The 24,459-nt window shown below is 67.5% G+C and carries 22 protein-coding genes; 21 read left to right on the top strand and 1 reads right to left on the bottom strand.

What is annotated here, in order from left to right; translation table 11 throughout:
- The first annotated feature begins 49 nt into the window (after positions 1 to 49).
- The 16 genes from Strain318_RS09030 to Strain318_RS08955 all read left to right on the top strand — a co-directional run bounded on the left by Strain318_RS09030 (position 50) and on the right by Strain318_RS08955 (position 17,404).
- Positions 50 to 502 (top strand): LEA/WHy family protein, encoded by a 453-nt coding sequence (locus Strain318_RS09030; protein WP_367885378.1) that lies wholly within the window; start codon positions 50 to 52, stop codon positions 500 to 502.
- Entirely contained in the window at positions 499 to 1,809 is a 1,311-nt protein-coding gene (hflX, locus tag Strain318_RS09025; RefSeq protein WP_367885377.1) for a GTPase HflX, read from the top strand. The genes Strain318_RS09030 and hflX overlap by 4 nt, the downstream gene beginning before the upstream one ends.
- A gap of 9 nt (positions 1,810 to 1,818) precedes the next feature.
- Positions 1,819 to 2,136: a nucleotidyltransferase family protein gene (locus Strain318_RS09020; protein ID WP_367885376.1), complete on the top strand. Its 318-nt coding sequence runs from the start codon at positions 1,819 to 1,821 to the stop codon at positions 2,134 to 2,136.
- The gene (locus tag Strain318_RS09015; RefSeq protein WP_367885375.1) at positions 2,117 to 2,458 is read left to right on the top strand and encodes a HepT-like ribonuclease domain-containing protein; all 342 of its coding nucleotides are present in this window, start codon (positions 2,117 to 2,119) and stop codon (positions 2,456 to 2,458) included. Before Strain318_RS09020 ends, Strain318_RS09015 begins: the two co-directional genes overlap by 20 nt.
- Entirely contained in the window at positions 2,458 to 3,558 is a 1,101-nt protein-coding gene (locus tag Strain318_RS09010; RefSeq protein WP_367885374.1) for a M24 family metallopeptidase, read from the top strand. Before Strain318_RS09015 ends, Strain318_RS09010 begins: the two co-directional genes overlap by 1 nt.
- A gap of 101 nt (positions 3,559 to 3,659) precedes the next feature.
- Positions 3,660 to 4,142, top strand: a complete 483-nt coding sequence (gene accB / locus Strain318_RS09005; RefSeq protein ID WP_367887902.1) for an acetyl-CoA carboxylase biotin carboxyl carrier protein — start codon at positions 3,660 to 3,662, stop codon at positions 4,140 to 4,142.
- Positions 4,135 to 5,310: a type IV pilus twitching motility protein PilT gene (locus tag Strain318_RS09000; RefSeq protein ID WP_367885373.1), complete on the top strand. Its 1,176-nt coding sequence runs from the start codon at positions 4,135 to 4,137 to the stop codon at positions 5,308 to 5,310. Before accB ends, Strain318_RS09000 begins: the two co-directional genes overlap by 8 nt.
- A gap of 8 nt (positions 5,311 to 5,318) precedes the next feature.
- A complete protein-coding gene (accC, locus tag Strain318_RS08995) occupies positions 5,319 to 6,671 on the top strand; it encodes an acetyl-CoA carboxylase biotin carboxylase subunit (protein WP_367885372.1) in 1,353 nt (450 codons plus the stop codon).
- A 169-nt stretch (positions 6,672 to 6,840) separates the two neighbouring features.
- Positions 6,841 to 7,515, top strand: a complete 675-nt coding sequence (locus Strain318_RS08990) for a 2-phosphosulfolactate phosphatase (RefSeq protein WP_367885371.1) — start codon at positions 6,841 to 6,843, stop codon at positions 7,513 to 7,515.
- A gap of 127 nt (positions 7,516 to 7,642) precedes the next feature.
- Positions 7,643 to 9,454 (top strand): serine/threonine-protein kinase, encoded by a 1,812-nt coding sequence (locus Strain318_RS08985; RefSeq protein WP_367885370.1) that lies wholly within the window; start codon positions 7,643 to 7,645, stop codon positions 9,452 to 9,454.
- Between the two features lie 58 nt (positions 9,455 to 9,512).
- A complete protein-coding gene (locus tag Strain318_RS08980; RefSeq protein WP_367885369.1) occupies positions 9,513 to 12,098 on the top strand; it encodes an FtsK/SpoIIIE family DNA translocase in 2,586 nt (861 codons plus the stop codon).
- 976 nt (positions 12,099 to 13,074) lie between these two features.
- Positions 13,075 to 13,293: a DUF2283 domain-containing protein gene (locus tag Strain318_RS08975; protein ID WP_367885368.1), complete on the top strand. Its 219-nt coding sequence runs from the start codon at positions 13,075 to 13,077 to the stop codon at positions 13,291 to 13,293.
- Positions 13,294 to 13,534: 241 nt separating this feature from the next.
- On the top strand, positions 13,535 to 13,903 hold the full coding sequence (locus tag Strain318_RS08970) for a YraN family protein (RefSeq protein ID WP_367885367.1): 369 nt from the start codon (positions 13,535 to 13,537) through the stop codon (positions 13,901 to 13,903).
- 341 nt (positions 13,904 to 14,244) lie between these two features.
- Positions 14,245 to 15,285, top strand: a complete 1,041-nt coding sequence (gene recA / locus Strain318_RS08965) for a recombinase RecA (protein ID WP_367885366.1) — start codon at positions 14,245 to 14,247, stop codon at positions 15,283 to 15,285.
- A 358-nt stretch (positions 15,286 to 15,643) separates the two neighbouring features.
- A complete protein-coding gene (locus Strain318_RS08960; protein ID WP_367885365.1) occupies positions 15,644 to 16,315 on the top strand; it encodes a regulatory protein RecX in 672 nt (223 codons plus the stop codon).
- A gap of 78 nt (positions 16,316 to 16,393) precedes the next feature.
- Positions 16,394 to 17,404, top strand: a complete 1,011-nt coding sequence (locus Strain318_RS08955; protein ID WP_367885364.1) for a type I phosphomannose isomerase catalytic subunit — start codon at positions 16,394 to 16,396, stop codon at positions 17,402 to 17,404.
- A 7-nt stretch (positions 17,405 to 17,411) separates the two neighbouring features.
- On the opposite strand, the gene Strain318_RS08950 is transcribed toward Strain318_RS08955, so the two are convergent.
- Complete coding sequence (locus tag Strain318_RS08950; protein ID WP_367885363.1) at positions 17,412 to 18,956, bottom strand: MraY family glycosyltransferase; 1,545 nt, start codon at positions 18,954 to 18,956, stop codon at positions 17,412 to 17,414.
- Positions 18,957 to 19,187: 231 nt separating this feature from the next.
- Between Strain318_RS08950 and Strain318_RS08945 the strand changes: the two genes are divergently transcribed.
- From Strain318_RS08945 to wecB, 5 genes are read left to right on the top strand one after another with little or no spacing between them, the layout of a single operon-like run.
- A complete protein-coding gene (locus Strain318_RS08945; protein WP_367885362.1) occupies positions 19,188 to 20,240 on the top strand; it encodes an NAD-dependent epimerase/dehydratase family protein in 1,053 nt (350 codons plus the stop codon).
- An 18-nt stretch (positions 20,241 to 20,258) separates the two neighbouring features.
- On the top strand, positions 20,259 to 21,398 hold the full coding sequence (locus tag Strain318_RS08940) for a glycosyltransferase family protein (RefSeq protein ID WP_367885361.1): 1,140 nt from the start codon (positions 20,259 to 20,261) through the stop codon (positions 21,396 to 21,398).
- A gap of 38 nt (positions 21,399 to 21,436) precedes the next feature.
- The gene (locus tag Strain318_RS08935; RefSeq protein WP_367885360.1) at positions 21,437 to 22,294 is read left to right on the top strand and encodes a dTDP-4-dehydrorhamnose reductase family protein; all 858 of its coding nucleotides are present in this window, start codon (positions 21,437 to 21,439) and stop codon (positions 22,292 to 22,294) included.
- Between the two features lie 26 nt (positions 22,295 to 22,320).
- Entirely contained in the window at positions 22,321 to 23,331 is a 1,011-nt protein-coding gene (locus Strain318_RS08930) for a polysaccharide biosynthesis protein (RefSeq protein ID WP_367885359.1), read from the top strand.
- A complete protein-coding gene (gene wecB / locus Strain318_RS08925) occupies positions 23,324 to 24,457 on the top strand; it encodes a non-hydrolyzing UDP-N-acetylglucosamine 2-epimerase (RefSeq protein WP_367885358.1) in 1,134 nt (377 codons plus the stop codon). The genes Strain318_RS08930 and wecB overlap by 8 nt, the downstream gene beginning before the upstream one ends.
- The last annotated feature ends 2 nt before the right edge of the window (positions 24,458 to 24,459 follow it).

Genomic DNA, 24,459 nt, shown 5'->3' with positions numbered 1-24,459 from the left:
CTCTCCATCTCCGCCCCTACATCCCTCTCCCCTCTCCCATTCGAATCGCATGCGAAAACTCTTCGCCCTCGCCACCCTCCTCGCCCTCACCGCCTGCGCGTCCCTCGCCAAAGCCGCCTTCCAATCGCCCATCGTCACAGTCAAGGACGTCAAGGTGAGAAGCCTCGGCCTCCAAGGCGCCACGCTCGACGTCCACCTCGACGTGCAGAACCCCAACGAGTACCGCATCGACGCGGAGAAGGTCAGCTACACCTTCTTCGTCGACAGCACGCGCATCGTCAGCGGCGAGGTCACGCAGCGCCTGACGATGGAGGAAAAGGGCGTCATCTCCCTCACGCTCCCGGTGTCCTTCGACTACACGGCCGTGCAGACCGCGATGCGCTACTACCTCGCGAGGGGCGCGCTCGACTATCGTGTGGAAGGGATGTTTACGCTCGTCACACCAGTCGGACGCCTCACGCGCCCCTATTCGGGCCGCGGGCGCGTCGAAGGAATGCCGTGAGCCGTTCGCTCATCGATCTCGCCCCACCGCAGGAACGCGCCATTCTCGTCGGCGCGCCGGTCAAGCGCAGCAATGCGCGGCACCACGTGCAGGAGCACCTCGACGAACTCGCGCGCCTCGCCGACACGGCGGGGGCCGTGGTCGTCGGCACGCTCACGCAGCAGCTCGACCGGCCCGATCCCTCGACGTACATCGGGCGCGGCAAGGTCGAGGAGCTCAAGCAGCTCATCACGGAGAAGGAAGCGACGCTCATCATCTTCGACGATGAGCTGTCGCCGGCGCAGGGCAAGAACCTCGAAGGCGAGCTCGGCAAGCGCACCATCGACCGCGCGGAGCTGATTCTCGACATCTTCGCCGTGCGCGCGCGCTCGGCGGAAGCCCGCATGCAGGTCGAGTTGGCGCAGCTGGAGTACTCGCTGCCGCGCCTCGTGCGCATGTGGACCCACCTCGAGAAGTTCCGCGGCGGCATCGGCGTGCGCGGCCCGGGCGAAACGCAGCTCGAGACGGACCGCCGGCTGGTCGGCCACCGCATCCGCCTGTTGAAGGAGCGGCTCGCCGACGTCGCGAAGTCGCGCGAGGTGCAGCGCGGGGGACGCACCGGCGCCTTCAAGGCGGCGCTCGTCGGCTATACCAACGCCGGCAAGAGCTCGATCCTGCGCGCGATCTCGCGGTCCAGCGAGGTCTTCGTCGAGGACCGCCTCTTCGCCACGCTCGATCCGCTCACGCGCGAAGTCGACCTCGGCGAGCACCAGTCCGTGCTGCTCACGGATACGGTCGGCTTCATCCGCAAACTGCCGCACCACCTCGTCGCCAGCTTCCGCGCCACGCTCGAGGAAGTGCGCGAGGCCGACCTCCTGTTCCACGTCATCGACGCGTCCCACCCCTCGTGGGAGGAGCAGCGCCTGGTCGTGGACGAGGTGCTCGCCGACCTCGGCGTGGCCGAGACGCCGACGCGCTACGTGTTCAACAAGATGGACGCCTTGCCGCTCGAGCAGCGCGAGGCCCTGCGCGCGCGCATCGAGAACCTCGCGCCCGGAAGCATTTTCGTCTCGGCGCGGGAGGAGGAACGCGGCGCCGCGGGCCTCGAGCCCATGCGCACGGTTCTGCGGGACGCCCTGCGTGCCCGGCGGCCGGAAGTCGCACTCATGATCCCGATGACGCACGGCAAGCTGCTCGCCGAGGTGCATCGCATGGGGGAGGTGCTCTCCAGCGAGGCGGACGAGGAGGAGGGCGTCATGCGCATCACGGGCCGCTTCGAGCCGGCGGCGCTGGCGCGCTTGGAGCGCGACGGGGCTGTGCGGAGGTAGATTTCAATCATGCCCACCCGTACTCTGACCCGCCGCGACGTGCAGTCGCGAATCGCCGATGTCGAGGCCGCCATTCGCGGGTTCGGGGTCCAGCGTCTAGCGCTGTTCGGTTCGGTTCGGAGGGACGCGGCAACGCCCGACAGTGACGTGGACCTGCTCGTCGAGTTCGCGCCGGGAGAGAAGTCCCTTGATCACTTGATGGCGCTCGCGGAGCTGTTGGAGCGTGTGCTCGGCCATCCGGTGGAGCTCGTGACGCTGGAGTCATTATCCCCCTACCTCCGACCGCACGTACTTGCGGACGCCGTGGATGTCGTACGAGCCGCGTGAGTTCCTGCGGCACATCCTGGCCGAGGTTGAGTATCTCTCGAGTCTTCAGCCACGCCTGACGCGCGCGACGCTCGACGAGGACCCGACACTCCAGCGCGCGGTGGTTCGCAGCTTGGCGGTGATCGGCGAGGCGACGAAGAAGGTGCCGATGAGTCTCCGTGAGGAGCATCCGTCAGTGGAGTGGCGCGCCATGGCTGGGATGCGCGACCGTCTCATCCACGACTACTTCGGTGTGGATCTCGATATCGTGTGGGACGTCCTGCAGCACAAGAATCCGGTGCTCCTCGTGGAACTCCGCCGAATCTTGGCGTCGGACGACTGATGTCCGTCCCCTACGCCGAGCGTCTCGCGCGGTTGCGCGCATCGCTGGCCCAGAGTCAGCTCGATGCGCTGCTCGTCAGCGCCCTGCCGAACGTGCGCTACCTCACCGGCTTCACGGGTTCGAACGGGCTGGTGCTGGTCACGGCCGATGACGCGCTGCTGCTCACGGATTTCCGCTACGCGACGCAGGTGAAGCACGAGGTGGCCGCCGAGGTGCGGGTCGCCATCGAGCAGATGTCGCTGTGGACGCGGCTGTGGAAGGAGCTGAAGCTGCTGCCGCGGATCGAGGTGCTCGCCTTCGAGAGCGCGCACGTGACGCATCAGGATGCGGCGCGCTTCGTGGCAGAGGGCGGGGAAGGCGCGGGCTGGAAGTGGCGGCCCGCGCTCAACCTCGTGGAGGTGCTGCGCGAGTCGAAGGACGCCAGCGAGCTCGCGCACATCCGCGCCGCGGTGCAGATCGCCGAACACGCGCTCGCGCGCACCTTGCCGCAGCTGCGCGCCGGCATGACCGAGCTCGCGGTCGCCGGCCTACTCGAGTACGAGATGCGGCTCGCCGGCAGCGAGCGGACGGCCTTCGAGACGATCGTCGCGGCGGGCCCGCGCTCCGCGCTCCCGCATGCCCGCGCGTCGGCCCAGGTCATCGAGAAGGGCGACCTCCTGCTCTTCGACTTCGGCGCGACCAGCGGCGGCTACGTGAGCGACATCACGCGCACGTTCATCGTGGGGCGCGCGCCGGACGCGCGGCAGCAGGAGATCCACGATGTGGTTCGGGAGGCAAACGGGAGCGCTTCGGCCGCTGTTCGGGCGGGAATGCGCGGAAGGGATGCCGACGCCCTCGCGAGAGACTACATTGAGCGCCGCGGCTTCGGCGCCGCCTTTGGTCACTCGACGGGGCACGGGATCGGTCTGGAGATCCACGAAGCTCCCCGGTTGGCGAAGACGGCCGAGGCCCCGTTGGCCCCTGGCGCGGTCGTCACGATCGAACCGGGGATCTATCTCGAAGGCTGGGGTGGCGTCCGCATCGAGGACGACGTGGTGCTCACGACCGACGGTCCGGAGCGACTCACGACGTTCGAGCGCACGCTGTTGCAAGTCGGATAGCGCCCAAGAGTTGAGAATCAGCTGTAAGCGGCGGCGCGCACGAAGGTGCCGTTGTCGTCCCTTACATCTCACATCTTCCATCTCACATCTGCCGTTCAATGATTGACCTCCGCTACGTCAAGAAGCTTCTCGAGATGCTCGATGAATCCACGGTGGATTCGATGGAGATCTCGTCGGATAAGGGCATGCGCATCCGCCTGCAGAAGACGCCGGTCGCGCGCGGCACGGTGCAGTACGCCGCGCCGGCGGCGGCCCCGGCGCCCGCGCCCGCGCCTGCCGCTCCTGTGGCGGCGGCCGCACCGGCGGCGGCTCCGGCTGCTGCGGCGGCCCCGGCCAGCAAGGGTCAGGACGTGAAGTCGCCGATGGTCGGCACGTTCTACGGTGCGCCGGAACCCGGCGCCAAGCCGTATGTCTCGGTCGGCCAGACGGTGAAGAAGGGCCAGGTGCTCTGCATCATCGAAGCGATGAAGATCATGAACGAGATCGAGTCCGAAGTCGCGGGCAAGGTCGTCGAGATCCTCGCGACGGATGCGCAGCCGGTCGAATACGGCCAGGTCCTCTTCCGCGTCGATCCCAATGGCTAATCCGCAGCCGCCTAGCCCGGCTGCGGCGCCGGCTGCAGCCCCAGCCGCCGCGCCTTACAACTTCAAGCTCGTCCTGCAGACCATGGTCCAGCAGGGCGGCTCGGACTTGCACCTCAAGATCGGCCGGCCGCCGACGATGCGCCTCAACGGCGAGCTGGTGCCGATGGAGCTGCCGCCGCTGAAGCCGGAAGACCTCCGCTCCGTCGGTGAGCAGATCATCCCGCCGAAGCAGCGCAAGGAATTCGACGAGACCAAGGACGCCGACTTCGCCATCGGCGTGCCGGGCATCGGGCGTTTCCGCGTGAACGTGTACCAGCAGCGCGGCTCGCTCGCCTACGCCTTCCGCGCCATCGCGTTCCAGGCGATGACGATGGAAGAGCTGAACCTGCCGCCGGTGCTCAAGGACATCGCGATGAAGAATCGCGGCCTCGTGCTCGTCACCGGCATCACGGGATCCGGCAAGTCCACGGCGTTGGCGTCGATGATCCACTACGTCAACGAGCACAAGCACGCGAACATCATCACGATCGAAGACCCGATCGAGTTCCTGCACCGCGACATCAACTGCCACATCAACCAGCGCGAAGTCGGCACGGACACTGTGTCGTTCTCGCAGGCGCTGCGTCGCGTGCTGCGCCAGGACCCCGACATCATCATGATCGGCGAAATCCGCGACCTCGAGACGCTGGAGATCGCGCTCAAGGCCGCAGACACGGGCCACATGGTCTTCTCCACGCTGCACACGATGGATGCCGCACAGACCATCAACCGCGTGCTCTCGTTCTATCCGCCGAATGAACAGGCGGACATCCGCTTCCAGCTGTCCAGCGCCCTCCAAGCCGTGGTTTCGCTGCGCCTCGTGCCGCGCATCGACCGTCCCGGGCGCATTCCGGCCTGCGAGATCCTCGTGAACTCGGCGGCCGTGCAGGACAACATCCGCGACGCTTCCAAGTCGCTCAACATTCCCGACCTCATCCGCGAAGGTACGGTCCAGTACGGGATGCAGTCGTTCGACCAATCCTTGATGAACTGGTACCAGAAGGGCGTCATCTCGTACGAAGCCGCCGTGGCGGCATCGACGAGTCCGGCCGAGTTCGCGCTGCGCACGCAGGGCATCGCCGGAACCTCTGACGCTGGCTTCAGCGGCCTCAGCCAAGACGCGCGGTAACCCGACATATGTTCAAGCGAGTCCTCATCGCCAACCGCGGCGAGATTGCGCTGCGCATCATCCGCGCCTGCCGCGAACTCGGCATCGAGACGGTGGCCGTGTATTCGGAAGCCGACCGCGAATCGCTGCACGTGCGCTTCGCCGACGACGACGTCTGCATCGGTCCTGCCAACTCCCGCGAATCGTACCTCCGCATCCCACGCTTGATCGCCGCCGCCGAGATCACCGGCGCCGACGCGATCCACCCGGGCTACGGCTTCTTGGCGGAGAACGCCGAGTTCGCCGAGACCTGCGCGGCGAGCAACATCACCTTCATCGGCCCCACGCCCACGCAGATCCGCACCATGGGCGACAAGGCGGCCGCACGTGCCGCGATGATCGCCAACAACGTGCCCGTCGTGCCCGGCTCGCCGGGCCCGGTGGAAGACGTCGACGAAGCACTGGCGATCGCCGAGAAGATGGGCTTCCCGGTGATCATCAAGGCGGCTGCCGGTGGCGGCGGCAAGGGCATGCGCGTCGCCAAGGATGCCGACGACTTTGCGCGCAGCTTCCAGCTCGCCCGCTCTGAAGCGCTCGGGGCCTTCGGCAACGGCAGCGTGTACGTCGAGAAGTATCTGCAGCGCCCGCGCCACGTCGAGTTCCAGGTCTTCGGCGACAAGCACGGCAACGTCATCCACCTCGGCGAGCGCGACTGCTCCGTGCAGCGTCGGCACCAGAAGCTTGTCGAAGAAGCGCCCTGCCCGGTGATGACGCCGGCGCTGCGCAAGGCGATGGGCGACGCCGCCGTGAAGGGCGCCAAGGCCATCGATTACGTCGGCGCCGGCACCGTGGAGATGTTGCTCGACCAGGACGGCTCGTTCTACTTCATGGAGATGAACACGCGCATCCAGGTGGAGCATCCGGTGACGGAAATGCTCACCGGCGTGGACCTCGTGAAGGAACAGATCCGCGTCGCCGCGGGCCTGCCGCTGTCGGTGATGGAGACGCCCGAACTGCGCGGCCACGTCATCGAGTGCCGTGTGAACGCCGAGGATCCGCAGCGCAACTTCCAGCCCAGCCCCGGCAAGGTGGAGACCTTCCACATGCCAGGCGGCAACGGCGTGCGCGTCGATACGCACGTCTATGCCGGGTACACGGTGCCGCCGTTCTATGACTCGATGATCGCCAAGCTCATCGTGCATGGGCGTGATCGTGAGGAGGCGTTGGCCAAGATGCGGCTGGCGCTCGACACGTTTATCGTCGAAGGTGTCACTACTACGATTCCCTTTTTGTCGACCCTGATGAGCCATCCGAAGTTTGTGGAAGGGGATGTGCATACCAAGTTCCTGGAGCAGGAAGGAGCAGACCTTTTCGCACGCTGAGAGACGTGGGAAGGGGGCAGGGGCGGGGGTTCTAGACGAGAGAGGGGATAGGGGAGAGGGTGGGACGATGAGAGAGGGGGGAGAGGACCATTCGACTGGTCTTCTCCCCCCTCTGGCATCTTCCCCCCGTCTCTCCCATTCTCCTCTCTCCATCTCCGCCCCTGTCCCCGTGCGACGTCTCCCACTGTCGGTTCATCACGTTCCGCCCGAGCGCGCGACGGAAGAGGTGGCGGTGGTGATCGACGTCCTGCGCTGGACAACCACCAGCATCATCGCCCTCTCGAACGGTGCCGCTGGCATCGAGGCTTTTGCGACGCCAGAAGCGGCGCGCATCCGCGCACAGGAGATCGGCGCCCTGACGGCGGGTGAGCGGAACGCACATCGCATCCCGGGCTTCGACCTCGGCAACTCGCCGACGGAGTTCACGCGTGAGCGTGTGCAGGGCCGCGTGATCTGCGCGACCACCACGAATGGCACCAACGCGCTGCTCGCGGCGCAGGGGGCAGCGCAGGTCTTTCTCGCCGCCTTCGTGAATCTCTCGGCGACCGCGCAGGCCATTCGCGCGCTCGCGCCGCGCGGCGTCGAGATCATCTGCGCGGGCAGTGAAGGGAAGCCGTCGCCGGAGGACAGCGCTTGCGGCGAGGCGTTGGCGGCCCTGCTGCGTGGAGAACCCTGTGAGGTCTCGCCGCTGTCGGTCTTCAGGCGTGCGCCGCATGCGGCACATCTCATGGCTCAGGGGTACACGAGAGACGTGGAGCTTGCGGCGGCGCTTGATTCGATTCCGCTCGTGGCGGTCTGTCGCGACGGGAGGGTCGAGGCAGACGTGGCAGGGGGAGAGATGTGAGAAGGGCCAGGGGCGGGAGGAGGGAAAGGAGAGAGGTTCGTGAGACGTCTGCCCCCCCTCTCCCCCATTCCCCTCTCCCCATCTCCGCCCCTGCCCCCGTCCCACGTTTCCCAGCATCTTTGACCACGTGAGCCAACCCAACACCTCCGCGCTCTTCGAGCGCCTCCGAAGCGCGACTCTGGGCCGCTACGACATCTACGCCGAGCTCGGCCAGGGTGGCATGGCGACGGTGTTCCTCGCCCTGGACCTCGCGCTGGATCGCAAGGTCGCCATCAAGGTGCTGGATCCGGCGCTGGCGACATCGGCGGAGAACGTCGAACGCTTCCGTCGCGAAGCGCGCGTGGCGGCCTCGCTGAACCATCCGAACATCATCGGGATCTACGCCGTCGGGGACGATCCGGAGCTGGCGTACTTCGTGATGAAGTACGTGGAAGGGCGCGCGCTCGACTCCGTCGTGCGCGAGACGGGACGGCAGTCGGTGGCGTTCGTGCGCAGCGTGGTTGCGGCGGCGGGGCGGGCGCTGCATTACGCGCACACGCGCGGCGTCGTGCATCGCGACGTGAAGCCGGCCAACTTCATGCTCGACACCGACGGCTGGCTCATCGTCACCGACTTCGGCATCGCCAAGCGCGATGATACGCACGGGCTCACGCTCACCGGCTCGATCATCGGCACGCCGTACTACATGTCGCCCGAGCAGTTCAATGGCGGCAGCGTCACGCCCGCCGCGGACCAGTATGCGCTGGGCGTCGTCGCCTTTGAGTTGCTGACGGGGCAGCAGCCCTTCGCCGGCGATACCATCGGCGAAGTGATGAAGGGGCACCTGCTGGATCCCATTCCCTCGGTGCGCACGCTGCGGCCCGATGTGCCGGAGCACATCGACGCGGCCATCACGCGCATGCTGGCGAAGGAGCCCGGCGATCGCTTCCCGACGCTCGAGGCGGCAGTCGAGGCCTTCGGGCAGGTGAGTTCGACGCTCGAGCAGGAAGTGCGCACGCAGATCGTGCATCTCGCGCAGAGCGGCGCCATGCGGCAGCCGCAGCTCTCCGTGCCACTCACACCGGCCGTGCGTGGGAACACGCGTGGGGCCGCGGGGGCGGGGGGCCTCGCGGCGGCGTCGGGCGCAGCGGCATTTGGTGCTGCGGCATCTGGCGCGGCGGCATCCGGCGGGGCCTCTGGTCAGCTCGCGCAGACTCCTCCCGGCGCGGCGACGGCTCCCCATCCGCGCCGCACGATGTTCTTGGTGGCGCTGGCCTTGATCGTAGGCGGCATCGCCGCGACGGCGCTGCTGCGCCCGGATCTCGTGAATCGCTGGCGCAAGCAACTCGCCGGCGCGCGCGGCGACGCGGCGGATACCGCCACGTTTATCCGCAACCAATCGGGGCAGTCGGCGCCGGAGGACACGCTCGCGCTGCCGACCAATGCGGAACGTGGAGTACAGGCCACGCGCGACAGTCTCGAACAATCCGCCGCGCAGGCCGCGCGTGACTCGATCACCCGCGCCGACAGCATGCGCAAGGCGGCGTCGGACCCGCGCCTCGCTACGAAGGCCCAAGGCGCGGCCGCGAGTGGCGCTGCGTCGGCGAATGTCCCGACCGCTCGCGAGGGCGCATCACCGGCGACGGCGAATCAGCGGGGCGCCGGCGCGAACGCGCCGCGCGACACGGCGGTCCGCGCGCCGCGGGAGCCGCAGACGATTCCCGGCTCGATGGTGTACGGCAAGATTTACGTCGGGAGCAACTGCCGCGGCGCCGCCGTGGTCGTCGCGAACGCCCCGCCGCGGCGAATCCCGCCCGGGACGACCGTCGCGCTGGAAGTTCTGGCGGGAGAGACGCGCTTCGTCGTCGGCACGGTCGCCGGCGCGCGCTGGGACACGACCTTCACCGTCGTCGCGGGCAGCAACCACCGCCTCGGGATGCGCCCGCTGCGCTGCCGCTAGGGCGCCCGTAACGAAGCCGAACCCCCAATCGTCTTGAGGTATCCGACCCAGAGAGACGATGCCCCGCAAGCCGGCCCTCGACGAACTGCCCCCCGCGGACTCCCCGCTCGCCCCCAAGGCGCGCCGCACGCGCGTGCGGAAGGACGCCGCGGACGCGACCGCCGACGCCTCGCCGTCGACGCGTAGTGGCGCCGACGTACCCACCGGATCCGATGCCGGCGCGGGCGCGGGCGCAGGCGAGCCGACCAAGGGCTCGCGCCTCAAGTCCGAAGTCGCGGGCATCGTCCTGCTCCTGGGCTCCCTGTTCATTGCCGGCGCGCTGATCTTCGGTCGCACACCCGCGTACTCCGAATCCTGCTCGGTCGCCGGTGGCGCCTTCGGCCCCGTGGGCGGCTGCATCCGCTGGTCCGTGCTCGGCCTCGTCGGCGCGCTGGCCGCGGTCATCGTTCCGCTGATTCCCGCCGTGCACGGCCTGCGCCTGCTCGGGCGGCTCGAAGAGAGCGAAGATCAACGCTTTCTCTTCTTCACGATTGGCCTCGCGGCACTGATCCCCGTGGCGGCTGGCCTCGCGCGTCTCGACGCCGTGCCGCCGGGCACGGCCGATATCCTCACCGGCCTCTGGGGCTCTTTCGCGGCCTACTACCTCACGCAGGTGATTGGCTTCGCCGGAGCCTGGATCGTCGTCGCGATCGGGTTCTCGGCGCTTGCTGCCGTCACCATCGGCTGGAATCCGGTGCGCGCGCTCTTGAACATCGGGCGTTCGAAGAACGGCGTTCACCACGAAGTCACGAAGGACACGAAGGACCAGCTCACGCAGGCTGAAGTGCTTGAGCCGGATGCGGCGGCCATGCCCTCTGTCGATCTGTCGCTGATGGGGCTGGATCCGAAGCCAGTGGCGCGCGAACCGGAGCCGCCGCGCGTGGAGACGCCCATCGATACGCTGGTCGAGGAATCCGAGGACGATCCGCAGCTCGCGCTGAAGGGCAGCAAGGCGAAGGGCGGCAAGAAGAAGGCGTCGCGGGACGATGAATCCGACGCGGACGCGGTGGCTGCGCCGGCGGCGCGCGGCAAGACGAACGTGCCGGATCCGGATGAGCTGCCGAGCATCGAGCTGCTCACGCCGCCTCCGCCGCGCAACGAGGCCGCCAACAAGGCGGCGCTCGACGCCATGGGCGCCAAGCTCATCGAGTCACTCGGGACCTTCAAGGTCTCGGGTACGCTCACTGGCCGTACGTCTGGCCCGACCGTCACGCAGTATGAGATCGAGCCGGCGCCGGGCGTGAAGGTGCGCCAGTTCGCCAATCTCGCCAACGACCTCGCGCTCGCGATGCGTGCGCCGAGCATTCGCATCGTTGCGCCGATTCCGGGGAAGGGCGCGGTCGGCGTGGAAGTACCGAATCCCACGCCGGAGATGGTCGCCTTCCGCGAGATGCTCGAGTCGAAGGACTATCAGGGCAAGCCGATGGCGCTGCCCATCGGCTTGGGCCGCGACCTCGAGGGCCGTCCCGTCATCGCCGACCTGGCGAAGATGCCGCACCTGCTGATCGCCGGTGCGACGGGTTCGGGAAAGTCGGTCTGCGTGAATACCATCATCACCTCGCTGATCTACCGGCACACGCCGAAGACCCTGCGTTTCTTGATGGTCGACCCCAAGATGGTCGAGCTCTCCGTCTACAACGTGCTGCCGCACCTGCGCCACAAGGTCGTCACCGATAACCGTGACGCCGCGTCGGTGCTCAAGTGGGCCGTGCTCGAGATGCAGGAGCGCTACGCGCTGCTGGCCGAGAACGGCGCGCGCAACATCCAAGATTTCAATCAGAAGGTCCGCGACGGCCACGAGCTGAAGAAGCCGAAGGACCCGAACGTCGGCTTCGAGGACCGCACGTACACGGGCGGCATCCTCCCGTACATCGTCGTCGTCATCGACGAACTCGCCGACCTCATGATGACCGTCGCGGCGGAAGTCGAGACGCCGCTGGCCATGCTCGCGCAGAAGGCCCGCGCGATCGGCATCCACCTGATCCTCGCCACGCAGCGGCCGTCGGTGAACGTCATCACCGGTCTCATCAAGGCGAACTTCCCCAGCCGCATCGCCTTCCGCGTGGCTTCGCAGATCGACTCCCGCACCATCCTCGACGGGATGGGCGCCGAGTCGCTGCTCGGCAACGGCGACATGCTGTTCATCCCGCCGGGGAAGAGCGAGCCCAGCCGCTTGCAGGGCGCGTTCCTGAGCAACGACGACACCGAGCGCTTGGTGAGCTGGTATCGCGAGCGGAAGGAAGCCCGTAAGGCTGCGCTCGAGGCCCAGGGGCTCATGGTCTCCGACTCCACGCCTGAGGACGACATCCTCGCCAAGGTGAAGGCGATGGAGGCCCTCGAGGCCGGCGGCGGCGAAGAAGCCGCCGAGGATGTGGGCGACCGCGACAAGCTGTTCCGCGAGGCGGCGGAGGTGTGCATTCAGCACCAGGGTGGGAGCACCTCGCTACTGCAGCGCCGGCTCAAGATCGGCTACGGCCGTGCGGCGCGGATCATCGATCAGTTGCATCTGGCGGGGGTGCTGGGGCCGCCGGATGGGTCGAAGCCGCGTGATGTCTTGGTGGGGCTCGAAGATCTGGATCGCATTGCCGGGGATCGGGCCGCCTAGCCGTCGCTGGCAGACGCGGGACGGGGGCAGGGGCGGAGGGTGGAAGACGGGAATGGGGGAGATGGGGGGAGCACGTGAGACGTTCGTGAGACGTCTGCCCCTCATCTCCCCCATTTGCATCTCCCTATCTCCGCCCCTGTCCCCCTGCGACGTCTCCCACTATTCCATGCGCCGGCATGCGCGAAAAGGATGAGTGACCTCTCGCGCCTCGCCGACATCATGCATGATGCTCGCCCGCGGGGTCCCTGCGCTTCCTGTCTCCGTGCTCCGCACACTCGACGCAGTCATCTCATCTCCCGCCCTCGTTGGGTTCGAGCGAAGCGGCCGACAGCGCCTCTTGTTCATCGGACCTGCAGATGCGGGACAGCAGTATGCGGTTGCCGTCAAAGTCGTGGAGCCTTCCGCCGATGCTCGCGTCTTGTGGGTGAGCACCGCGTTCCCCGTATCACGCCGGTCGTTGCAGCGGCTCGCGCGAAGGCATAGCTTGTTCAGGGTAGAGTGACGAGTCACAAGGGCGGAAAGACGCGCACCGCCAGGCGTCCGAAAGGACGCGACACAGATGCCACGTCGCGCGCAATGGCTGTGGTTCGTCACCGAGGAGGGGAAGCGCTCATCGAGAGCGCTTCCCCTCCTCGCGTCAGAGCCCGTGCGACGTCTCACAGGTGGACGCAAGGCAGTGAGCCGTGCCGCGATGGTTGGCTTCTCGAGCTCGCCAGCTGCGCGACTAGCGTCCCGCTGTGCCCGAGCCACGATTCACCGCCTACTTCGAACGCGACGTGCTGCGAAAGCGACCCTACCTCAGGGTAGAGTGGTGCGTCGCCGTCGTAGCCAACCCGTATCGCGCCGAGCGCGAGCCGAGCGGGCGGTGGCGCTTCTGGGCCCGAGTTCCCGAACTCGAGGGTAGATTCCTCCGAGTGGTGACGCTCGAGGATCGGCGGACAATCCACAATGCGTTTCCCGACCGGAGGTTTCGCCCGTGAGACTGAGTTATCATCGCGACACGGATTCGCTGTACATCGACCTCTCCGAAGCGACCAGCGTAGATAGCGTCGAGGTCTCGGATGGCGTGGTGTTGGACTACGACGCGAACGGAAACCTGGTCGGGATCGACATCGACCGCGCCAGCGAGAAAGTCGCGCTTCAACGCTTGGTGCTTTCTGCGATGCCGGGGGTGCTGGAGACGGCGGCGAGTTAACTGCGCGGGCCCCGAGTGGCAGACGTGGGACGGGGCAGGGGCGGAGGGTGAGAGAAGAGAATGGGGGAGAGGGGTGGGGAGACGTGCGACGTTCGTGAGACGTCTGCCCCCCCCTCTCTCCCATTCGCGTCTCCCTGTCTCCGCCCCTGTCCCCCTGCGACGTCTCCCAGTCGGCAAATCGCGCCACGGCATGCAATGAACCGATGCCATAGTCGGCGGGAGACGTCCGCACATTCCCGCCATGTCACACAACCAACGCCTCGGCCAACTCGGTGAACGCATCGCCGAACGCTGGCTGCGCAAACATGGCTACACGATCCTGGCGCGGCGCTTCCGCTTCGGCCGCCGCGACATCGATCTCGTCGCGCAGCGCGATGCGCTCGTGGCCTTCGTCGAAGTGAAGGCACGGAAGGGTGAGGAATTCGGCGACCCGGTCGAAGCCGTGCATCATCGCAAACAGCGCGAGCTCAGCAAATCCGCGCGGGTCTGGATCGATCGGCACGGACGCTCCGGCGAGCAGTATCAGTTCGATGTGGTCGGGATTCTGGTCGCCGCCGACCGGGTGCAGGTGAAGCACGTCACAAATGCGTTTTCGGTGGGCAACGGCTGAGAAATCCGACCCGATATCGCGCGCTTTCGGCTATGCGCGAAGGCGAGCAAGCCGATGTGGGAAAGTGTTGAAAAGTGGTCTCTGCGACAAAATTGCCAACAAAGTATCCACGTCGCTGAGACGGTTTAAGTTGTTGTATTACAATGATTTGTCAGAAAATCACCAAACGGTGTGTCGAAAGTATACGGCGGCGAAATTCACTGGGGATTCCCTATTGACATCGCCTGCGCGGTTCGTACTTTCTTCGGTATCAGTTCGGCGGCGCAGATTTTCGCTATTCGTTCGGGGGTAGCCCCGAACTCCCATGCGGGTAGATTCCCTTTTACCTCTCCGAGGCAACGATGGCTACGACGGCGGCACAGCAGGACGATCGCAAGAAGGCGCTTGGGCTCGCGGTGTCGCAGATCGAGAAGTCGTTCGGGAAGGGCGCCATCATGCAGATGGGTAAGGATGGCGCGCATGTGAAGGTGGAGGCGATTCCGACGGGAGCGATCAACCTCGATGCCGCGATTGGCGTCGGCGGATTCCCGAAGGGCCGCATCACCGAGATCTACGGACCGGAAAGCAGCGGCAAGACGACGGTGTGTCTGCACGTCGTGGCCAATGCACAGAAGCTTGGCGGCACCGCAGCCTTCATCGATGCGGAGCACGCGCTGGATACGGAGTACGCGGCGAAGCTGGGCGTGGATGTCGAGAAGTTGCTGGTGTCGCAGCCGGACACCGGTGAGCAGGCCCTCGAGATCTGCGAGATCCTGGTGCGCAGCGGGGCAGTCGATGTGATCGTGATTGACTCGGTGGCGGCGCTGGTGCCGAAGGCCGAGATCGAGGGGGAGATGGGCGACTCGCACGTGGGCCTGCAGGCCCGCCTGATGAGTCAGGCACTCCGGAAGCTCACGGGTGCGATTGCCCGGTCGAACTGCTCGGTGGTGTTCATCAACCAGCTGCGTGAGAAGATCGGGGTGATGTTCGGCAACCCCGAGACGACCACCGGCGGCAAGGCTCTGAAGTTCTACGCGTCGCTGCGGCTCGACATCCGCCGCATCGGCCCGGTGAAGGAGAAGGAGGACGTGATCGGGTCGCACGTCCGGGTGAAGGTGGTGAAGAACAAGGTGGCGCCGCCGTTCCGTCAGGCGGAGTTCGACATCATGTACGCCGAGGGGATCTCGCACACGTCGCTGCTAGTTGATATCGGGGCGGAGAGCGGGATCATCGAGAAGTCGGGGGCCTGGTACAGCTACGGCTCGCAGCGGATCGGGCAGGGGCGTGAGAACGCGAAGCTGTTCCTGCGGGATAACCCGAAGGTGATGGCGGAGATCGAGGAGAAGGTGAAGGCGGTGCTTGGGATCACGAAGGCCGAGGTCGAGCCAGAGGGAGACGAGTGACGTCGGAGCTGTAAGCTCTGAGCTGTAAGCTGAAAGTGAGCCGAGGGTGTGATCAACGGTGAGTCGTCGGGGCCCGGAATCCCCGCCGTTCCACTGAGGGTCCGCCCTCGGCTCTTTTTTCGGCGGTTGCTTCGGCTCACCCGTCGTGGGAGAGGGGAGGGGTGAGCAGGAACGGGAGACGGGCGGCGGTCGTGCGCGGTGAGGCGTGAGGAGTCAACAGAAACGTGAGGCGTTGAAGCCGCGGTGACTGTGAGAGGCGGGCCTCTCTCATCTCCCCTCTCCCGCCGCACGATCACCGCCCATCTCCCGTTATCGTCTCCCAATCCTTCCATCTCTCCATCCTCTCCCTCCTCCCTTCATGGCGACGATTACGAAGCTACGTGAGCACCCGCGAAAGCCCGGTCGCTTCGAACTCGAGCTTGACGCCGCCACTACGCTGACCATCAGCCTCGAATTGATTGCCGACCTCAAGCTCAAGGTCGGTCGCGTGCTTGACGAAGCGGAGCAGCGGCGCCTCGAATCCAGCGCCCAGGGCATCGCGTGTTACGACAAGGCGCTCGCCACCCTCGGTGCACGCGCGCGCAGCGAGGCGGATTTGCGGCGCTATCTGCGCACGAAAGAGTTCACGGACGAGCAGATCACGCCGGCCATCGAGAGGCTGACGGCGCTGGGGCTGCTTGATGATGTGGCGTACGCGCGGACCTTTGCGCGGGCGCGGTTGGCGCCGAGTCGGGGGTTCGGGCCGCGGCGGGTTGCGGCGGAGTTGGCGCGGAAGGGGGTCGCTCGTGATATCGCGGAGCGTGTGCTCGGTGAGATGGCGTTGGAACTTGAGGAGCAGGCCGATGACGCGGCAGCACGCGGGGAGACGCTGCGCTCAGCGGTCGAGGTAGCGGCAGCGAAGAAGCTGCGCAGTCTTCAGGGGTTGGAGCCGGCGGTGCAGCAGCGACGGCTGTATGGGTTCTTGGCTCGGCGGGGATTCAGTGGGGCCGAGATCGGCACGGCGCTGCGAATGCTCAAGCATCGGGACTGACCGTTGGCGCGGTGACGCGTCGCTGCAGTCCGCACTCCCCACTTCACACCCGCGAGCGCGACGGCGATCATTCGCGCCATGACTTCATCGCTCGGTCTCATCACCTTCGAGCCGCTCCTGCTGGAGAAGCCCTGGGGCGGCACGCGCCTGCATGCGCTTGTCGGCGCGACGCCGAGCGCCACGCCCGTGGGCGAGGCTTGGCTCTGCGCGGACCTCGCGTCCACCTCAGCCACCGGCGCCGGCGGTGGCGCCATTCGCTCCGTCGTGGCACACGGCCCATGGCGGGGCCACTCGCTGGCGGATGTGATGCGCGATCACGCCGAGGCCATCCTCGGCGCTCCCCAACCCGATGCCGACGCGCCGCAGTTCCCGCTGTTGTTCAAGCTGCTCGACGCTGAACGCAACCTGTCCGTGCAGGTGCATCCTTCGGCGGAGTACGCGGCGGAACATCCGGGCGCGTTTCTGAAATCCGAGGCGTGGTACATCCTGGAGTCGCGGGGCGGCCGCTGCTATGCAGGCCTGACGGATATCGCCTCGCGAGCGGCCTTGTTGGAGGCGGCCCGCGCTGAATCGCTGCTGCCGCACCTGGTGACGCGCGACGCAGCCGCCGGCGACGCGATCATGATTCCCTCGGGCGTGGTCCACGCGCTGGGGGCGGGGCTGACGGTGTTCGAGGTGCAGACGGCGTCAGATACGACGTACCGGCTTTACGACTGGAGCCGGGAGACGGGCCTGCCTTCGCGCGCCCTGCACCTCGAGGAGTCGGCGGCGGCCGCACGTCTGGACCAGCAGCCGCGCTGGTCACGCGCGAAGGACGATGCGGAGCCGGTGGTGCAGACGGAGCACTTCACGCTGTACGCGCTGCGCGGAGCGTCGCTGCCGCCGTTGTCCGCGCTGCGCGATGGCGGACAGGGCCGCCGCTGCCTCGTCGTGGTGCCGATCGGAGGGGCGGTCACGTTGCGAGCGGGCGCAGAGTCCGTGTCTGTCCCGGCGCAGCACGCGGCACTGGTGCCCGCGGCCCTCGAACGCGTGGAGTTGCAGCGCGCCGGAGCCACCGAGGTGCTGGTGACGCGCGTGGAGCTGCCCTAGCGCAGGCTCAGGTGCGCTCGCTGCGCGACGCGCGAGGCGACAGCGCCGCCGTGGCTGCGGACTCGGCGTGGGTGCGAAGCCACTCTTCGAGCGCCGGTCCGACGCGGCAGGCGATCCGCTCGATGGCGTGTGCGCCCGACGGCGAAGGCCTCGTGCTCCACAGGCGCAGAATCACCTCCTGCACCTTGCCGTTGGACTCCCAGGCGCAGGGATAGTCCAAGCGGACCGGCAGTTTGTCCACCGGCGAGATCTGCTGGCGCTGCGGCCCGTGCAGGTGCACGTCGCCCTCGAGGATCTGGACATCGAGCAGCCGTACCTCGTCGGTCAGCTTCTCGAGCGCGCCCGTGACCTCTTCGAGCGTGTTCGCCGTGCGGATGCGCGCCGCGACTTCATTGGCCAGGATGCGATCGCGGATGATCGACCGCACATCGCGCACGCCGGCGGCCACGCTCGAGCCGAGTTCGCCGAACTCGGCGTAGCCCAACCAGCGAATCAGGTAGAGCAATCCGATGCAGAGCAGGATGCCGGTGGAGACCAAGAGCGCCAGCGCGAGTTGCGGCGGCGCGAACACCACGACGAGTCCTACGAGGGAGAACGCCAGCATGGCCGCCCCGAGCACGCGGACCGTCTGGTGCGTCGTGAGGCCGAGGGCGAGGAGCTGATGGTGGATGTGTCGGCCATCGGCCGCCGAGACGGGATCGCCGCGGAGCCACCGGCGGCCCATGGCGAGACCCGTGTCGAGCAGGGGCAGCACGAGGACGAACAACGGCAGCACGACATAGGTCGCGCCATCGGCCGAGGTGCTGGCCATCGTCACGCGCGCGGCGATGAACAACCCGAGGGTCATCGCGCCGGCGTCACCGAGGAAGATGGACGCCGGGGAGAGGTTGTGCCGCAGGAAGCCGGCCACCGCGCCGATCAGCGCGATGCTGAGCAAGGGCGGGAACCAGCCATGCGTCAGGACGTCTGCGACGATCGTCACGACCAGCGCGAGCACGGCCACCGTGCCGGCGAGTCCGTCGATGCCGTCGATGAGATTGAAGGCGTTGGTGATGCCGACCAGCCACAGCATCGTGATCGGGACGGACAGCCAACCGAGGCTGAGCGCGGGCATGCCTGCCGCGAGCGCGATCGCCTCGATGCGGAATCCGGCCGCGACGAGCACGCCCGCCGCGATGACCTGCGCGCCGAACTTGACGCGAGGCGACAGGTCCGTGAGGTCGTCCACCAGCCCCGTGATGAAGACCACGGAGAGCGCGATGATCAAGCCGGGCAGCAGTCCCGCGTCGCGGAAGATGACCGTGTCCGGCCCGACGGTGAACCACGTGACGGCGAACGTCAGTCCGGCCGCTGCGACGACGGCCACGCCGCCCAGCCGCGGCACCGGCACCTTGTGCACGCGGCGCGCCTCAGTCGGGACGTCCAGCCAGCTGCGGCGGACCGCCAACCGGATGAGCGGCGGGATCAAGAAGGTCGATAGGCCGAACGCGACCGCCGCCGTGACCACGACGAGGGCGAGCTGGGCGAAACCAACGGACGGAGCGACGGTCACAGAGAGGGTGCAGCGTGAGGACAACCCGCGATACGCCTCAACTTGGGGCTTCGCGCGGGAAAACGCCATAGGTTGTTGCGGGAGTGTGACCTAGGTCATGTTTGGCGCGGCGCCCACCCCAGCTACATTGAGGTGATTTGCGTTGCGTCACTGACGCGCGTCACGGTAATTTCCACGGCTGTGTTCCATCTGTCGGCCCACCGACCTTTCGCCCTTAGCATTCCTGTGTCCATGCGTCGTATTCTCGTGACTGGCTCGTCCGGTCTCATCGGCTCCGAGATGGTTGAGTACTTCTCCTCCCAAGGCTGGGAGGTCCACGGCGTCGACAACAACGCGCGAAAGACGTTCTTCGGTGAGCAGGGGGATACCTCCTGGAACCGCGACCGCTTGGTGCGCGAGGTCCGGGGGTTCACGCATCACGAAGCGTCCATCCTCGATCGCGACGGCATCACGGCGCTGGTGAAGGACATCGCGCCCGACGCGGTCGTGCACACGGCGGCCCAGCCCAGTCATGACCGTGCGGCGGCGATTCCGTACCTCGATTTCGAGACCAATGCCGTCGGCACGCTGAACATGTTGGAGGCGGTGCGGCAGCACGCGATCGCCGCGCCGTTCGTGCACCTCTCGACCAACAAGGTGTACGGCGACGCGCCGAATGAGATCCGCATGCGCGAGCTCGAGACGCGCTGGGACTACGACGATCCGGCATACGTGGAAGGCATCCCGGAGACGATGCGCATCGACCACTCGACGCATTCGATCTTCGGGGCGTCGAAGGTGGCGGCCGACGTGCTGGTGCAGGAGTACGGTCGCTACTTCGGCATGCACACGGCGTGCCTGCGCGGTGGCTGCCTGACCGGCCCCGCGCACTCGGGCGTGGAGCTGCACGGATTCCTCTCGTACCTCGTGCGCTGCAACCTCGAGGGGCGGTTGTATCGCATCTTCGGGTACAAGGGCAAGCAGGTGCGCGACAACATCCACAGCTTGGACGTGGCGCGCTTCGTGGACGCCTTCCTCAAGCGCCCGCGCAGCGCAGCCGTGTACAACCTCGGCGGCGGGAAGGCGAACACCATCTCGATCCTCGAGGCCTTCGCGGTCGCCGAGTCGATCACCGGCAATCCGATGAAGTCCGAGTACGTGGATCAGAACCGCGTCGGCGACCACATCTGCTACTACTCGGACCTGCGGCGCATGCGGGCCGATTATCCGGAGTGGGACATCCGCATCGGCGTGAAGGAGTGCATGCAGCAGATCGTCGACGCCTGGCGTTCGCGTCTCAGCTGAGCCGCCCGCCGTCCTCGCATGCCCACGATCGGCATCATCACGCGCTATGCGCCGTCCACGCGGGCGATCACGGCGACGGACGCGGCGGCCCTCGCCGACGCGCTGGCCCGCTCGGACGATGGCCTTCGCGTGCTGCTCTACTGCGCGGGCGGGCGCTACGACGGGGCCCACGCCAAGGAATCTGAGCCTGGGCGCTTCGAGACGGTCCGTCTCGACGCGTCCGACCCAGCCAAGACGGGCGTCTCGCGCCTGCTGAATTCCGTCGTCGTGGGCATGCGGCTGGCGTGGGCGTCTCGGCACTGCGACGTCGTCGTGGCGCAAACGGACCCGCCGCTCGTCGGCCTCTGGGTGGGGCTGCTGCGCGCCCTTCGCCGCCGCCCGTGGGCCGACTGGACGATGGACCTGTATCCGGACGCCTTCGTCGCGGCCGGCTTGGCCGGCCCGCGCGCGCTGCCGGTGCGCCTCATCCAGTGGCTGCAGCGTCGCCTGCGGCCCACCCTGACCATCGCGCTGGGGGACGGACAATCCGCCTACCTCGTGCAGATCGGGCGTGCGGGGGCGCGCACGGAAGTGCTGCCCTGCGGCGTGCCAAGGAGCAGCAGCCCGCCGCCGGCGGCTGGGGCGGACGACGCGCGCGGGGTGTCTGCCACCTATGCGGGGAACATCGGTCAAGCGCACGACGTGGATCGCGTGGCAGCCGCACTCTTCGGCTTCGCCGATGCCGGAGCCGCCGTGACCGTCGCGCCCTCGGGGGCGAAGGCGGACGCGCTGCGCGCCGCCGTCGCGCAGCGCCCCGAGATCCAGCTCCGCGCGTCGATGTCGCACGCAGAGCTCGCGCAGGTGGACTTCCACGTGGCGTCGCTCGCTGACGCGTGGACGCACCTCTGCGTGCCGTCGAAGGCGGTGACCGCAGCGTCCCTGGGCGCCCACGTGATCTTCCTCGGCCGGGCCGACAGCGATTCGGCGCGCTTGGCCGGCCAGCGCTGCCTGGTCCTGCCGCCCACGCTGTCGCTGGACGAGATCCGCGCCGAATGCCGGCGCTTGGCGGAGCAGGGGCGGCCCCGCGATCCCGACGATCCGCGCGTCCCTGCGCAGCACCGCTATACTGCGGGGCTGGCCAGCGTGTCGCGAAGCCTCCGCGACCTCTGCGCCGCCTGACGCAGCTCCCCCACGACCCCTTGGACGAGACGCAAGACATGCGAGTGTTGGTGATCGGTGCGACCGGGATGTTCGGGCACGCGTGTTTCGAGGCCTTTGCCCGCGATGCGCGCTTCGAGGCTTGGGGCACCATGCGGTCCGAGGGGGCGCGGGCCCAGTTTCCCGAGGCCGCGCGGGCGCGGCTGATCGCCGGCGTGGACGCGGGCGACTTCGGGTCCATCGTGCGCGCGTTCGCCAAGGCGCGGCCCGCGCTGGTGGTGAACGCCGTCGGCATCGTGAAGCAGCTCTCCAGCGCCGATGACCCCTTGGTGGCGCTGCCGCTGAACTCGCTGTTCCCGCACCAACTGGCGCAGCTCTGCGCCGCGGCAGGCGCGCGCATGGTGCACATCAGCACCGACTGCGTGTTCGCCGGTACGCGCGGCGGGTACACCGAGGCCGACATCACCGACGCCAAGGACCTCTACGGGCGCTCGAAGGCGATGGGCGAGGTCACAGCCGCGCCGCACGTGCTCACGCTGCGCACCTCGGGTATCGGCCGCGAGCTGGGCACCCAGCGCGGGCTCGTGGAGTGGTTCCTGCACGCCGAGGGCCGCGTGAAGGGCTTCACGAAGGCCATGTACTCGGGCCTGCCGTGGGTGGAGATCAGCCGCGTCATCCGTGACGTCGTGGTGCCGCGGCCGGAGCTCTCGGGGCTCTACCACCTCGCGTCGGCGCCGATCTCCAAGTACGACCTGCTGCGCCTCGTCGCGACCGAGTTCCGCAGGCAGATCGAGATCGTGCCCGACGACGGCCTGGTGCTCGACCGCACGCTCGACGGCTCGCGCTTCGCGGCGGCGACCGGGTACCACACGCCGGCCTGGCCGGCGCTCGTCGCGATGATGGCCCAGCACCGCTGACCGTTTCCTCCTTTCCCGCACACACCATGTTCGAATCGAAGCGAATTCTCATCACCGGCGGTACGGGATCGTTCGGCAACGCCGTGCTGCGCCGGGCGCTGGCCGACGGCGTCAAGGAAGTCCGTGTCTTCTCGCGCGACGAGAAGAAGCAGGAGGACATGCGCCTCGCCCTCAACGACGACCGCGTGAGGTTCTTCATCGGCGACGTGCGCGAGCCGCGCTCGCTGACGGGCGCGATGACCGGCGTGGAACTCGTGTTCAGCGCCGCCGCGCTCAAGCAGGTGCCCTCCTGCGAGTTCTACCCGATGGAAGCCGTGCGCACGAACATCCTCGGCACCGAGAACGTGCTCGACGCGGCGCTGGCGGCGGGCGTGAAGCGCGTCGTGGTGCTCTCCACCGACAAGGCGGTGTACCCGATCAATGCGATGGGCATCTCCAAGGCTATGGCCGAGAAGCTGGTCGTGGCCAAGTCGCGCGTCGTGCCGGAGGGCAGCACGGTGTACTGCGCCACGCGCTACGGCAACGTGATGGCCTCGCGCGGCTCGGTGATCCCGCTGTTCATCAAGCAGATCAAGGCCGGTGAGCCGATCACGGTGACCGACCCGCTGATGACGCGCTTCCTGATGTCGTTGGACGAGTCGGTGGAGCTGGTCGGGCACGCGTTCCAGCACGGGCGCTCGGGCGACCTCTTCGTCCAGAAGGCCCCCGCCAGCACGGTGGGCGACCTCGCCGAGGCGCTGATGCAGATCTTTGGCAAGCGCGTGCCCCTGCGGACGATCGGCACGCGGCACGGCGAGAAGCTGCACGAGACGCTCGTCTCGCGCGAAGAGCGCTCGCGCTCGGTGGAAGAAGGCCGCTACTTCCGGATCTCGCCCGACGACCGCGACCTCAACTACAAGAAGTACTTCGTCGAGGGCCAGCAGGAGGTGTCGGCGCTCGACGACTATACCTCGGCGAACACGGAACGCCTCGACGTCGCGGGCGTGGTGGACACGTTGATGCGCCTCGACTACGTGCGGGACGAACTCCATGCGTAAGGTGCTGACGCTCGTCGGGACGCGGCCCGAGCTGATCAAGATGAGCCGCGTCATCGCCGAGCTGGATGTGGCGACGCAGCATGTGTTGGTACACTCGGGGCAGAACTTCGACTTCGAGCTCAACGAGGTCTTCTTCCGCGACCTCGGCGTGCGCAAGCCCGACCACTTCCTCGCGGCCGCCGGCGCGACGCCGATCGAGACGATCGCGCAGGTGCTCGTGCGCCTCGACGCGATCCTCGAGCAGGAGCGCCCGGAGGCGCTGCTGCTCTACGGCGACACCAATACGACGATCGGCGTCATCGCGGCGAAGCGTCGCAAGATCCCCGTGTTCCACATGGAGGCAGGCAACCGCTGCTTCGACCAGCGCGTGCCGGAAGAGTTGAATCGCAAGGTGGTGGACCACTTGAGCGACATCAACCTCGTGCTCAGCGAGCATGCGCGGCGGTACTTGATCGCCGAGGGTCTGCGGCCGGAGACGGTCATGAAGACCGGCTCGCACCTGCCCGAGGTGCTGGCGCACGCGATGCCGGGCATCGCGGCCTCGGATGTCCTCACGCGCTTGGGGCTGGACAAGGGGCGCTACTTCGTGGTCAGCGCACATCGCGAGGAGACGGTGGACCGCCCGGAGCGGCTGCGCGAGCTTCTCGAGGCGCTGCAGGCACTGCACGCGCGCTGGGGCTTCCCGGTGGTGGTGTCCACGCATCCGCGCACGCGCAAGCGCCTCGAGGCGGCCGGCCTCGACATCAGCAATGACAAGATCCGCTTCCTGCCGCCGTTCGGATACTTCGACTACATCCGGCTCCAACGCGACAGCTTCTGCGTGGTCTCGGACAGCGGCACCATCACCGAAGAGGCGTCGATCCTCGGCTTCCCCGCGGTGACGACGCGGGACGCGCACGAGCGCCCGGAAGGCATGGACGTGGGGGCGGTGATCATGTGCGGCACCGCGCCGGCGGCCGTGGTGGACGCCGTGCAGGTGGTGACCTCGCAGCAGCCGTCCGGCACGCGGGTGATCCCGCTGGTCGAAGACTACGAGATGCGGCCCGTGTCGAAGCAGGTCCTGCGCATCGTGCTGAGCTACATCGACTACGTCCGCCGCACGGTGTGGTCCGAAGGGCGCGGCTGAGC

Origin of the sequence: Pseudogemmatithrix spongiicola, from assembly GCF_030623445.1 — a bacterium.
Classification (GTDB): Bacteria; Gemmatimonadota; Gemmatimonadetes; order Gemmatimonadales; family Gemmatimonadaceae; genus Pseudogemmatithrix; species Pseudogemmatithrix spongiicola.
The sequence above is the reverse complement of the archived record's forward strand: the minus strand, read 5'-3'. Positions and strand labels throughout refer to the sequence as shown.